Annotated in this window: 9 protein-coding genes; 7 read left to right on the forward strand and 2 right to left on the reverse strand. The window is 67.4% G+C overall.

Translation table 11 applies throughout. The features are described from left to right. The 4 genes from clsB to ACNPP0_RS12900 form a co-directional block, all read left to right on the forward strand. On the forward strand, nt 1-664 hold a 664-nt coding region (gene clsB / locus ACNPP0_RS12885), incomplete at its 5' end, for a cardiolipin synthase ClsB (RefSeq protein ID WP_448706092.1). Beyond that, nucleotides 661-1,665 carry a lysylphosphatidylglycerol synthase domain-containing protein gene (locus ACNPP0_RS12890; protein ID WP_332608201.1) on the forward strand — a complete coding sequence of 335 codons (1,005 nt, stop codon included), beginning with the start codon at nt 661-663 and terminating at the stop codon, nt 1,663-1,665. The genes clsB and ACNPP0_RS12890, both read left to right, overlap by 4 nt. Beyond that, complete coding sequence (locus ACNPP0_RS12895; RefSeq protein ID WP_448706093.1) at nt 1,662-2,798, forward strand: DUF3182 family protein; 1,137 nt, start codon at nt 1,662-1,664, stop codon at nt 2,796-2,798. Before ACNPP0_RS12890 ends, ACNPP0_RS12895 begins: the two co-directional genes overlap by 4 nt. Next, nucleotides 2,785-3,543 (forward strand): alpha/beta hydrolase family protein, encoded by a 759-nt coding sequence (locus tag ACNPP0_RS12900; protein ID WP_332608203.1) that lies wholly within the window; start codon nt 2,785-2,787, stop codon nt 3,541-3,543. Before ACNPP0_RS12895 ends, ACNPP0_RS12900 begins: the two co-directional genes overlap by 14 nt. Nucleotides 3,544-3,580: 37 nt before the next feature. On the opposite strand, the gene ACNPP0_RS12905 is transcribed toward ACNPP0_RS12900, so the two are convergent. Both ACNPP0_RS12905 and ACNPP0_RS12910 read right to left on the reverse strand, forming a co-directional pair. Then, a complete protein-coding gene (locus ACNPP0_RS12905) occupies nt 3,581-3,982 on the reverse strand; it encodes a PRC-barrel domain-containing protein (RefSeq protein ID WP_046805720.1) in 402 nt (133 codons plus the stop codon). Nucleotides 3,983-4,148: 166 nt separating this feature from the next. Continuing rightward, a complete protein-coding gene (locus ACNPP0_RS12910; protein WP_332608204.1) occupies nt 4,149-5,918 on the reverse strand; it encodes a thiamine pyrophosphate-requiring protein in 1,770 nt (589 codons plus the stop codon). A gap of 333 nt (nt 5,919-6,251) precedes the next feature. Between ACNPP0_RS12910 and glgA the strand changes: the two genes are divergently transcribed. From glgA to treS, 3 genes are all read left to right on the forward strand, one after another. Further along, the gene (gene glgA / locus ACNPP0_RS12915) at nt 6,252-7,820 is read left to right on the forward strand and encodes a glycogen synthase GlgA (RefSeq protein WP_448706094.1); all 1,569 of its coding nucleotides are present in this window, start codon (nt 6,252-6,254) and stop codon (nt 7,818-7,820) included. Nucleotides 7,821-7,837: 17 nt separating this feature from the next. Next, complete coding sequence (locus ACNPP0_RS12920; protein WP_448706095.1) at nt 7,838-11,056, forward strand: alpha-1,4-glucan--maltose-1-phosphate maltosyltransferase; 3,219 nt, start codon at nt 7,838-7,840, stop codon at nt 11,054-11,056. 15 nt (nt 11,057-11,071) lie between these two features. Continuing rightward, nucleotides 11,072-12,941: maltose alpha-D-glucosyltransferase (treS, locus tag ACNPP0_RS12925; RefSeq protein ID WP_448706096.1), on the forward strand; the 1,870-nt coding region annotated here is incomplete at its 3' end.

Below are 12,941 nucleotides of genomic sequence, written 5' to 3' on the forward strand. Positions count from 1 at the left end.
GCCGGCCGCCGCCTCGGTGCCCGAGGGCGACGGCGGTGGCCGCCTGGTGGTGCGCGACAACGACGGCCACACGACCGATATCGAACGCTACTATCGCGCGGGCCTGCGCGCCGCCAAGCGCGACGTGCTGATCGCCAACGCCTACTTCTTTCCCGGGTACCACCTGCTGCGCGACCTGACCAAAGCCGCGCGCCGTGGCGTGCGCGTGCGCCTGCTGCTTCAAGGCGAACCCGACATGCTGGTGGCACGGCTGGCGGCGACCATGCTGTACGACTATCTGAAGAACGCGGGCGTTGAAATCTACGAATATTGCAAGCGCCCGCTGCATGGCAAGGTGGCGTGCGTGGACGACGACTGGTCCACCGTGGGCTCCAGCAACCTGGACCCGCTAAGCCTGGCCTTGAACCTGGAAGCCAACGTCGTGGTGCGGGACCGCTCGCTGAACGCCGCGCTGCGCGAAAGCCTGGACCGCCTGATCGCCCAGGACTGCAAGCCCGTGCCCAGCGGCCCCAAATCCACCCGGGCGCTGCGCCGCTTCTGGGTGGGCGTGGTGGTGTTCCACTTTTTGCGGCGCTTTCCGGCGGGGGCGGGTCCCCGGCCCGCCCACAAGCCGCGCCTGCAAACCATCAAGCCGCCCACGCCCGACGAAGGTGAGACCGCATGAGGGTATATCGAACGACATTCATGCGCACGTTGCGCCACCGCTGGCCGCGCATCAAGAAAGTGCTGCCCTGGCTGATCCTGGCGGTGGTCGCCGCGCTGCTGTTTTATTTCGGCCGGTCGGTGGACTGGCCGCAGGTGTGGCAGGCCATGCGCCGCATACCGCGCGACGCCATCCTGATGGCCAGCGGCCTGGTGGTGCTGGGGTATCTGAGCTACGCCGCGCTGGACCTGCTGGGCAAGCGCTACACCGGCCACAAACTAGGCTGGCCAACGGTGCTGGGCGTGGCCATGGTCAGCTACGCGCTAAACCTTAGCCTTGGCGTGCTGGTGGGTGGCCTGGGCGCGCGTCTGCGCCTGTACGCCCGGCTGGGTTGCCGCAAGGCGGTGGCCACGCGCGTGGCGGTGTTCTCGGCCGCGTCGAACTGGATCGGCTATGCCTGGGTGGCCGGCGCGGTGTTCGTCAGCGGCGCGTTGCCCGTGCCCAAGGGTTGGGACGTGGGCAGCGGCGTGCTGCGCCTATTGGGCGCGGTGATGCTGCTGGGCGCCGCCGCCTACGTGTGGGCCTGCGTCCGTGCGCGACGCCGCTCGGCCACGTGGATGGGGCAACGCGTGACGCTGCCGCGCGCGCGCATGGCCGTCTTGCAATGCGTGTTCGCGGGACTGTCCTGGATGTTCATGGGCGCGGTCGCCTATGTGCTGTTGCAGGGCAAGGCGCCCTACCCCGTGGTGTTGGGCATTTTGCTGTGCTCCAGTTTCGCGGCGGTGCTGACGCGGGTGCCGGGTGGCTTGGGCACCACCGAGGCCATCTTCGTGGCGGTGCTGGCGCCCGGCCTGCCGTACTCCGAAGTGCTGGGCGCGGCGCTGGCTTACCGCGCCTGCTATGCACTGGCGCCGATGTGCCTGGCGCTGGCCGCGTTTCCGATGTTTGAAGCGCGCATCGCCTGGCGCAAGAAGCATGCGCCGGCCAACCGGGAACAAGACTTGCTGCACCCGCGCCCATGAAGAAAAATCCGTCCCCGATAGAGTCCGATCTGGTGGTGGCTTACCCGCGCCGCGCCACCGCGTCCGAACACGAGATTGCTTCACAAGAAGCCATGGCCGCCCGCCTGGCGTCCCTGCTGGGCAGGCGCTTCGACCCCCACTTCCGACCCAGCCGGCACCGCGACGAGCCGCCTCCGTACTACGTGCCCGACCGCACCATCATCGGCGCGATCCGATCGGCGCGCCTGGGCATCACGCGACCCGCCGATCTGTACGGCGGCGTCGCCCCGCATTCTTTCGTGGCGGGCAAAGCCATTACCCACGGTCTGGTCAACGCCCAGGCGCGTGCCCCCAAAGCCTGGGCGCACGCGCTTGGCGACACCCTGCGCGACGTAGCGTTGAACGGCTACACCGCGTTCACCGTGGCCGACGCCGAAGCCGCCGGCTTGCAGCTGCTGCGCCACGGCCCGCTGCGCCTGAAGCCCGTTGACGCCACGGCCGGACGCGGCCAGGTGGTGGTGCGCAACGCCGACGAACTGCGCGCGGCACTGGCCCAGCAAGAGCCGTTGGTCATGCGGCGGCTGGGCTTGGTGCTGGAAGAAGACCTGCAAGACGTGGCGACCTACAGCGTGGGCTGGTCGCGCGTGGGCAAGATGGAAATTTCGTATGTAGGCACGCAGTCGCTCACGCCCGACAACCAGGGCATAAAGGTTTACGGCGGCTCGGTACTGCGCGTGGCGCGTGGCGGGTTCGACGACCTGCGCGCGCTGGACCTGAACGAACTCGAGCGCCAGGCCGTGGCCCTGGCCTGCCAGTACGACACCGCCGTGTCCACCGCCTACCCGCAATTGCTGGCATCGCGCCGCAATTACGACGTGGCGTTCGGGCAGAGCCCGTCCGGACAGCCGCGCGCGGGCGTGCTGGAACAATCCTGGCGCGCGGGTGGCGCCAGCTTGGCCGAACTGGCGGCCATGCAGGCGTTTGCGCTGTCGCCGTCGCTGATGTCGGTGCGCGCCGCCACCCGCGAGCGCTATGGCGAACAAGAACCTCGCCCCATCCCGCAGCACTTGGTCTATCACGGCGTTGACTCGGCCGTGGGCCACATCAGCAAGTGGGCGGGCGTGCTGGAGGAGGACGCCGATGGCGGCGCATAGTGATCCCATCGCCTTGTCGGTTGACGGGCAGCAACTGGACGGCACGTTTCTGACACCGGAAGACAAGGTGCCGGGCGTGTTGTTCATCCACGGTTGGGGCGGCAGCCAGCAGTTTGACCTGGCGCGCGCCAAGGGCATCGCCGCGCTGGGTTGCGTGTGCCTGACGTTCGACCTGCGCGGCCACGCCGCCACGCGTGAACAGCAATTGCAAGTGACGCGCGAAGATAACCTGCGCGACGTCATGGCGGCCTACGACCGGCTGGCGTCGCACCCGTCTCTGGATTCGGGGTCCGTGGCGGTGGTGGGCAGCAGCTATGGCGGCTATCTGGCGGCGCTGCTCAGCGGCTTGCGCCGCGTGCGCTGGCTGGCGCTGCACGTGCCGGCGCTGTATCGCGACGAAGAATGGTTGCTGCCGAAAAACCAGCTGAACCGCGAGACGCTGCGCGCGTATCGCAACAGCTACGTGGCGCCCGAATCGAACCGGGCGCTGAAGGCCTGCGCCGAATTTGCCGGCGACGTGCTGATCGTCGAAGCGGAACACGACACCTTCATCCCGCACTCCACCATCATGAGTTACCGGTCGGCGTTCCGGCGCTCGCACTCGCTGACGCATCGCATCATTGATGGCGCCGACCATGCGCTGACCGAAAAATCCGCCCAACGCGCCTACACGGCGATCCTGGTGAACTGGGTGACTGAAATGGTCACCGGCGCGCGGATGGGAGACCCGCGGCCGGTGCCATGATGCACACGGGCCGGGCCACGGTGCCCGGCCAAGTGCCTTACCAGTAGATGTCCTGCTTGTAGTACGTGTGTAGATTGCGGGCCCACGTTTCGTCGGCCATGCTGGGCCAGTTGTCCTTGTCAAAGCCCGGGGCGTTCTTCAAGGTTTCTTCGTCGATGTCCAGCACAAAGCACTTGCGGTCGGTATCCAGCGTCAAGGCCGCCCAGGGAATGGCAAACAGCTTGTCGCCGATGCCCAGCACCCCACCGCGCGACAGCACCGCGTACGCCACCCGGCCACGCGGCACGTCAATCATGATGTCCTTGATGGACCCCAGATCTTCGCCGGCCGAGTTGTAGACGTCATTGCCTTCCAGCGTGCCGGCGGCCATGACTTCCGGGCCGGGGCCGCCGGGGCTGCTCTTGGGGCCGCCGACGATATTGGTTTGATGTTGTTCCATCTTCTATCTCCTTTGCGGGGCTTGCGCCCTGCGTACTGGTGGTAGGGACAGGCAACTCCGCAAGCGCCGTGCCCAAGGTGCCCGGACACGGCGACGGGTCCCGATTTTGATATCCGATTTCGATACCCGGCGTCCATTGCGCGATGCTCGATACGCGACCCGGCGTTCAGCTGGCCCACCACTGCTTGATGGTGGCGCGCAGCGCGGCGGCGCCGGTGGCGGGGTCTTCCTTGCGCAGCGCCGTCATGTACGCCTTGAACTGCTTGGCCGAAATGTGCGGCGGCATCGGCGGCACCTCGGGGTCGGTCACCACCTCCAGCACCGCCGGGCGGCCGGCGGACAGCGCGCGGTCCCACGCGGGGCCGACTTCCTCCGGGTCCGTCACGCGTATGCCCTCCAGCCCCAGCATGCGGCCGTAATCCGCATAGGAAAAATGCGGCAGCCATTGCGAATCCCCGAAGCGCGGGTCGGCGCCCATGACGCGCTGTTCCCAGGTGACCAGATTCAAGTCGCCGTTGTTCAGCACCAGCACCACCAGCGTCGGGTCGGACCAGTCTTTCCAGCGGTGCGCGATGGTGATCAGTTCGTTGATGCCCAACATCTGCATGGCGCCGTCGCCCACCAGCGCCACCACCGGCCGGCCGGGATGCGCCAGCTTGGCGGCCACGGCATAGGGCACGCCGCAGCCCATGCTGGCCAGCCCGCCGGATACCGAGCCCATCATGCCTTCACGCAGATGCACGTCCCGCGCATACCAGTTGGCAGCGGACCCGGAATCGCAGGTGACGATGCAACGCGGCGGCAAGCGGCTGGACAGCTCCAGGAACGGGCGCTGCGGGTTCACGCCCTTGGCTTCGACCATGGCGCGCGACACCACCGTTTCGCGCCACCGCGCCACCTTCTTTTCAATGCTCTTGGTCCACCGGTCCGACGCCTTGGGCTGCAACTTGGGCAGCAGCGCCTGCAAGGTCAGGCGGGCATCGCCCACCAGCCCCACTTCCACCGGATACCGCAGACTGAGCTTGCGCCCGTCCAGGTCGATCTGCACGGCGCGCGCCTGCCCTTCCTTGGGCAGGAATTCGGCATAGGGAAACGACGTGCCGACCATCAACAGGGTGTCGCATTCGTTCATCATTTCCCAGCTGGGCTGCGTGCCAAGCAGCCCGATGGCGCCCGTCACGTACGGCAGCTCGTCCGGCACCACCGCCTTGCCCAGCAACGCCTTGGCCACGCCGGCGCCCAGCCGCTCGGCCACGGCGCGCACCTCGTCGCCCGCGTCCAGCGCGCCGGCGCCCACCAGCATCGCCACGCGTTCGCCGCTGTTCAAAATGGACGCGGCGTTATCCAGCGCGGCCTCGGGCGCCACGGCGGCGTGCGCGGTCAGGCCAATGCCGGTATGCACGGTGCCGTGCTCGCGCGGCGGTGTTTCCACGGCTTCCAGGTCTTGCACATCGTTGGGAAAGATTAGGCAGGTGACGCCGCGCCGCTCCATGGCGATGCGCATGGCGCGGTCGATCATGTGGCGCGCCTGCACGGGCGAGGTCACCATGTGCACGAAGTCGTGAGCCACATCCTTGTACAGGCTGACCAGATCTACTTCTTGCTGGTAATCGCCACCCAACGAACTGCGGGCTTGCTGGCCCACGATGGCCACCACCGGCTGGTGGTCCATCTTGGCGTCGTACAGGCCGTTAAGCAGGTGAATGGCGCCGGGCCCCGACGTGGCCATGCACACCCCCACCTGGCCGGTGAATTTGGCATGGGCGCAGGCCATGAACGCGGCGCCTTCTTCGTGGCGCGCCTGGACGAATTCCAGTTCGCTGTTCCTTCCAAACGCGCCAATCAGGCCGTTGATCCCATCGCCGGGATATCCGAACACGCGCTGCACGCCCCATTCGCCCAGGCGGGCGAGGACAAAATCGGAAACGGTTTTCAAGTTGACGCTCCTTATGGTCGGTTCAGTCGGTTGAATTGGGTTAAGTGGGTTCACTGTTTCATCAAAAAACCAGAACCTGCGCGCGCCGCAATCGCCATGCCTGGATGACCCGCCGGCTCCGTCCCCGACCGCCCGCCCCGGCGACTGTAAAGACGGCGTTTGTTGCGCCGCTCCCAAATTTACAAACGTCAGCAACAACGACTCGCACCCCAGGGTAAGCCCGCCTTTTCCCTGTACGGCCCACCCTTGGGCACGCCACTTGCGCATATGACGGCCTTACGGAACCGGGCCCACTTTTTCAGCGGCCCTCCGACTTTCCCCGGAGCAACAAGCATGGCGACGACAATTCTCATAGTGGCTGCCGAAGCATTCCCGCTCGCAAAGACGGGCGGCTTGGGCGATGCAATCACCGGCATGACGCGGGCGATGGTCCAGCGAGGCATCCCCGCCACTGTCCTGCTGCCCGCCTACCGAGGCGCGGCCAAGCAGTTGGACGGCTTGCGTGAAGTGGCGCGGCTGGAAGACTTGCCGGGCGGCGACGCGCGCCTGCTGGCCGGCGTGTGCCCGACATCCGAACTGCCCTTCCTGCTGCTTGAGAACGACGCGCTATACGACCGCGCCGGCCTGTATGTGGATGAGGACGGCCAGGAGCATCCCGACAACGGTCTGCGCTACGCCGCCTTGTCGCACGCTGCGGTGCGCATTGCGCGCGGCTTGCCGGGGCTGGCGCGCCCCGATGTGGTGCACGCGCACGATTGGCACGCAGCCTTGACGCCCATGCTGATGCGCGAGGCCGGCATCCAGGACGTAAAAACCGTGCTGACCATCCACAACATGGCTTTCCAAGGCCAGTTCCCGCTAGAGGACGCCGCCGCCTATGGCATCCCGCCCGCCTACCGGGGCGAGCACGCCGCCGTTGCCTGGAACAAGCTGAACTTCATGAAAGCCGGCATCGCCCATGCCGACCGCGTCACCACCGTCAGCCACACCTATGCGCGCGAAATCCTGACGCCGGCGTTTGGCTGCGGCCTGGACGGCCTGCTGCGCGAACGCGCCAACGACCTGATCGCCATTCCGAACGGCATCGACACCGCCCTGTGGGACCCGTCGCGCGACCCGCATCTGGGCCCGTTGCGCTACACCGCCGGCGACCTGGCCAACAAGCGCCTGTGCAAGACGGTGCTGCAACGTGAATTCGGCCTGACGCCTGATGCGCAAGCCACGCTGGTCGTGATGGGCAGCCGCCTGACCGACCAGAAGATGGCCGACGTTGCCGCCGAAGCCCTGCCGCGCGCCCTGGAAGCCCACCCCGAAATGCAGGTGGCCATCCTGGGCCAGGGCGACCGCCGCCTGGAAACAGCTTTGAAGGCGCTGGCCGACCGTTACCCGCAACGTTGCGCCACGCGCATCGGCTACAACGAAGCGGGCGCGCATCGGCTGCATGCCGGCGGCGACATCCTGCTGCACGGCAGCCGGTTCGAACCCTTCGGCCTGACGCCGCTGTACGCCATGCGTTACGGCACCGTGCCGATCGGCTCGCGCGTGGGCGGCATGGCCGACACCATTGAAGACCCCGGTTCGGACTCGCCCTTGACCGCGATGGCGTTTGCCAACGGCCTGCTGTTTGACGGCGACCACCCCGACGTCATGGCCGATGCGCTGGCGCGCGCGATGCACCTGCGCCAGCACCCGATGCTGTGGCGCGCGATGCAGCGCAACGCCATGAGCACCGATTTCAGCTGGCAGCGCGCCGTGGGCGCGTACGAAGAATTGCTGCAATCCCTGACCGGCCGCTCGCAGGTTGAAGAGCAGGCGGTTGCGGAACCCGCGCCGGCCCGCTCGGCCGACACTCGCCAACGGCGGACCCGGCAAGCCCGTGGCTCCATGCCGATGCCCATCTGACCACAAGGCGCACACGCATGGCCGCTGCCCCCAAGCCCGTCCCCTCCCCGCCCACCGCGCTGCGCATCTGCCACGCGCCACAGGGTTTGCCGGACGGCGCCCCGGCGGCAACGGCCGATGCCGCGCTGGATGCCCGGCTGGCCCGTATTCAGCGCGCCGGATTCAACGCCGTGTTGATTCCGCCGCCCTGGATACGACCCGCCAACGCGCAGACGTTGGCGCCCATTGACGCCGACGCCAGCCCGGCTGGCGAGGGCACCGAGCCCATCACGGAACGGCTGGCCCGGCTGTCGCGCGCCGCCGCCGCGCATGGCTTGAGCCTGATGCTGCATGTGGTACTGGACCGCGTGTCGGTGGACGCCACCGCCGCCACCGCGCCGCCCGGCTGGTATCAGCCACCGCCCGACGACCCGGCGCGCGACCCGCGCCTGCCCGTCAGCACCTGGGGCGTCATGGCCCTGGCCGGCGAGCCCCCGCCAGAGTTCGCGCAGGCCTGGTCCGCGCGGCTGGCGCGTTGGGCGCAAGCCGGCGTGGCCGGCGTTGTATTCGAAGCGCCGCAGCGCGTACCCGCCGACAGTTGGCGCAACGTGCTGGGCCCGCTGCGCCAACACGCCACCGCCCCGCAATGCCTGGCCTGGACGCCGGGTCTGACGGCGCATCAGGTGGACGCGCTGCGCGACGCCGGTTTTGACGGCGTGTTTTCTTCCTTGCCGTGGTGGGATTACAAATCGGCCTGGCTGGCCGAGGAAGCCTCGCGCTTGCAGCGTGTGGCCACGGTGCTGGCCAGCACGACGCCGCTGCACGGCGACGCGCCGAACAAGCCTCACGCCGACGCGCGCCTGGCGTGGGCCGCCGCCTTTACCGCCAACGGGTGGATGGCAGCGGAAGCCGAGATCGACGCGTCGCCGCAAATGCAGGACATCAACCAGTGGCTCAGCCTGCGCGACGCGCCCGCCGGAACGCCGCGCGTGCTGGGCGGGCGCGATGGCCGCGCCACGCTGGTGCTGCGCGACGAGGCCGACGGCGCCACGGCGGTATTGGCGTTGAACCCGAACCAAGCCGCTCCGGCGCGCATCGATTGGGACGCGGTGGCATCCAGCCTGCCGCCCGGCGACATCCTGCCCCAACGCATGACCGACGCGCCGCTGCTGGCGGGCGACACCCTGCCCGCGGGCGGCTGCGCCCTGATGGCCGTGACGCCGATGCCACCCGTACGCGAAGCTTCGCGCCATCCCGGACCGCGCACCGAAGGCGGCGCGGCCCTGCGCATCGCCATCGAAAGCGTAGCGCCCGCCGTTGACGACGGCGCGCATCCCATCAAGTGCACGGTGCACGAACGCATCACCGTCCAGGCCGACTTGCTGATGGACGGCCACGACCGCATCGCGGGCGAAGTCCGCTGGCGCGCGGCCGACGAAGCCAACTGGCGGCGCGCGCCGCTCAAGCTGCTGTCCAACGACCGCTGGCAAGCCAGCTTCCGGCCGCGCCGCATCGGCCCGCACGAATATCAGGTGGCGGCGTGGTTTGACGTATGGGAAACCTACCGCCATGACCTGGAGGTTAAACACGCGGCCGGGGTGGACGTGCACCTGGAAGTGGTTGAGGGCATCTTGCTGCTGCGCGAAGCCGACAAGCGCGCCAGCCAGCACGCGTATCCGGCCAACAGCGTGGCGGTGGTCAAGGCCGCGTTGAAAGCCCTGCCCGGCCCCAAGGCCGACATCGCGCCCACTGACGCGCACATTGCGCTGCTGCTGGGCGGGGAGCTGTCGCAGGCGATGCGGGAGCTGGACGCGCGCCCCTTCGAAACCGTCACGCCCGAACCGTATCCCGTGTGGGTGGACCGCCCCGAGGCCTGCCACAGCGCCTGGTACGAACTGTTTCCGCGTTCACAGGCGCGCGAGCCCGGCCGCCATGGCACGTTTGACGACGTTATCGCGCGCCTGCACGACATTCAGGAAATGGGCTTCGACGTGCTGTATCTGCCGCCGATACACCCCATCGGCCTGCGCAATCGCAAGGGGCCGAACAATACCCTGAACGCCGGGCCGGACGATGTGGGCAGCCCGTACGCCATCGGGTCGGCCGACGGCGGCCACGATGCCATCGAGCCCAAGCTGGGATCGCTGGATGACTTTCTGCGTCTGGTCACCGCCGCGCGCGAGCACGGCATGGAGATGGCGCTGGACTTTGCCATCCAGTGTTCGCCCGACCACCCCTGGCTGAAGTCGCATCCCGATTGGTTCTCATGGCGCCCCGACGGGTCCATCCGCTACGCCGAGAACCCGCCCAAGAAGTACCAGGACATCGTCAATGTGTCGTTCTACGGTTCGCCGCCACGCCGCGCGCGCAAGCTTGCGCTGTGGCGCGCGCTGCGCGACGTGGTGCTGTTCTGGGCGGACAAGGGCGTGCGAATCTTCCGCGTGGACAACCCGCACACCAAGCCGCTGCCCTTCTGGCAATGGCTGATTGCCGAGGTGCACGGCCAGCACCCTGACGTGCTGTTCCTGTCCGAAGCCTTTACCCGGCCCAAGATGATGTATCGGCTGGCCAAGGTGGGCTTCACGCAGTCGTACACGTACTTCACGTGGCGTAACGATCGGGCCGAATTGCAAGCGTATCTGGAAGAGGTTTCCAGCCCGCCGCCGGCCGACTTTTTCCGCCCGCACTTCTTTGTGAACACGCCGGATATCAACCCGGTGTTTCTACAGACGTCGGGGCGCCCGGGTTTCCTGATACGTGCCGCGCTGGCCGCCATGGGGTCGGGGCTGTGGGGCGTGTACAGCGGCTTCGAGCTGTGCGAGTCCGCGCCCGTGCCCGGCAAAGAGGAATACCTGGATTCCGAGAAGTACGAGCTGCGTCCGCGCGACTGGCGCCAGCCCGGCAACATCCGCGCCGAGATCGCGCGCCTGAACCAGATCCGCCGGGCCAACCCGGCCTTGCAGACGCATCGCGGGCTGACCGCGCTGCGCAGCGGCAACGACCGCGTCCTGGCCTTCGTCAAAGCCACGCCCGGGCTGGGCAACGTGGTGCTGACCGTCGTCAGCCTGGACCCCTTCCAACCGCAGACGTCCTATCTGGAGGTGCCGTTCTGGTTGTTCGGCGACGCCAGGCCCGCCCATCTTGAAGTCGAAGACCTGTTGACGGACACCCACGAGACCTGGCGCGACGCGACGCGCACCGTGACGCTGTCCCCCGACCAACCCTATCGCGTCTGGCGGCTGTCCCTGCATGGTTGACGCCCGGAGCCCACGATGATCAGTGAAACCAATCCCATCAAGGATGACGGCCTTTGGTACAAGGACGCCGTTATCTATCAGCTGCATGTGAAGTCGTTCTTCGACTCGAATGACGACGGGGTGGGAGACGTGCCCGGCCTGATCATGAAGTTGGATTACATCGCCAGCCTGGGCGTGAACACGATCTGGCTGCTGCCGTTCTACCCGTCGCCCCGGCGCGACGACGGCTACGACATCGCGGACTATCGCGGCGTGCATCCCGACTACGGCACGGTGGCCGATGTGCGCAAGCTGATCCGGGAAGCCCACGCGCGGGGGCTGCGCGTCATTACCGAACTGGTGGTCAACCACACGTCGGACCAGCACCGCTGGTTTCAGCGGGCGCGCACCTCGCGCCCGGGATCGGCGGCGCGCAACTTCTACGTATGGTCCGACAACGACAAGGCCTACGCCGGCACGCGCATCATCTTCTGCGACACGGAAAAGTCCAACTGGACGTGGGACCCCGAGGCCAACGCCTACTTCTGGCATCGCTTCTATTCCCATCAGCCCGACCTGAACTACGACAACCCGCAGGTGCTCAAGGAAGTGCTGTCCGTCATGCGCTACTGGCTGGACATGGGCGTGGACGGGTTGCGGCTGGATGCCGTGCCGTACCTGGTGGAACGCGAAGGCACCAACAACGAAAACCTGCCAGAAACGCATCAGGTGCTGAAACAGATACGCGCCGTGATCGACCAGGAATACCCGGGCCGGCTGTTGTTGGCCGAAGCGAACCAGTGGCCGGAAGACGCGCAGGAATATTTTGGCGCGGGCGACGAATGCCATATGTCGTTCCACTTTCCGCTGATGCCGCGCATGTACATGGCCATCGCGCAGGAAGACCGCTTTCCGATCACCGACATCATCCGCCAGACGCCGGATATTCCGGACACCTGCCAGTGGGCCATTTTCCTGCGCAACCATGACGAGCTGACGCTGGAAATGGTGACCAGCCGCGAACGCGATTACCTGTGGAGCGTGTACGCCGCCGATCCGCGCGCGCGCATCAACCTGGGCATCCGCCGCCGGCTGGCGCCCCTGCTGGAACGCGACCGCCGCCGCGTCGAACTGATGAACAGCCTGCTCTTGTCCATGCCCGGCACGCCGGTGCTGTACTACGGCGACGAGTTGGGCATGGGCGACAACGTGCACCTGGGCGACCGCGACGGCGTACGCACGCCGATGCAGTGGTCGCCGGACCGCAACGGCGGCTTTTCGCGCGCCGATCCCGAGCGCCTGCCCCTGCCCGTCTTGATGGGGCCGCTGTACGGCTACGAAGCGGTCAACGTCGAAGCGCAGCAACGCGACCCGCATTCGCTGCTGAACTGGACGCGCCGCATGTTGGCGCAGCGCCGCCAGACGCACGCGTTTGGCCGGGGCACGCTGCGCTTCATCCAGGCCGGCAACCGCAAGATCCTGGCTTACCTGCGACAGTGGAACGACACCACCATCCTGTGCGTGGCCAACCTGTCGAACGCGGCGCAGCCCGTGGAACTGCCGTTGCAGGAATTCAACGGCCGCGTGCCGGTGGAAATGCTGGGCGGCACGCCGTTTCCAGCCATCGGTGAATTGCCCTACCTGCTGACCTTGCCGCCCTACGGCTTTTACTGGATGGACCTGAGCATGGACGCCGCGCCGCCGGGATGGCACGCCAGCGGCCCGGCCCAGATGCCCGAGCTGACGACGCTGGTGTTGAAGTCGCGCGGTGGCGCCGCGTTGACGGACTCGTCGCGCAATGTGCTGGAAAACGAAGTACTGCCCGAGTACCTGGCGCGCCAGCGTTGGTTCCCGGGGTCGAAGGCGCCGTCGCGCGCGCGCCTGGCCTACGCCACGCCCTTTGCCG

Source organism: Achromobacter semiaridum, from assembly GCF_053543755.1.

Excerpts from the sequence above, each read along its gene's own strand:
- ACNPP0_RS12895 (WP_448706093.1), top strand. The coding sequence starts at position 1,662 with ATGAAGAAAAATCCGTCCCCGATAGAGTCCGATCTGGTGGTGGCTTAC.
- ACNPP0_RS12920 (WP_448706095.1), top strand. The coding sequence starts at position 7,838 with ATGGCCGCTGCCCCCAAGCCCGTCCCCTCCCCGCCCACCGCGCTGCGC.
- ACNPP0_RS12905 (WP_046805720.1), bottom strand. The coding sequence starts at position 3,982 with ATGGAACAACATCAAACCAATATCGTCGGCGGCCCCAAGAGCAGCCCC.
- glgA (WP_448706094.1), top strand. The coding sequence starts at position 6,252 with ATGGCGACGACAATTCTCATAGTGGCTGCCGAAGCATTCCCGCTCGCA.
- ACNPP0_RS12890 (WP_332608201.1), top strand. The coding sequence starts at position 661 with ATGAGGGTATATCGAACGACATTCATGCGCACGTTGCGCCACCGCTGG.
- ACNPP0_RS12900 (WP_332608203.1), top strand. The coding sequence starts at position 2,785 with ATGGCGGCGCATAGTGATCCCATCGCCTTGTCGGTTGACGGGCAGCAA.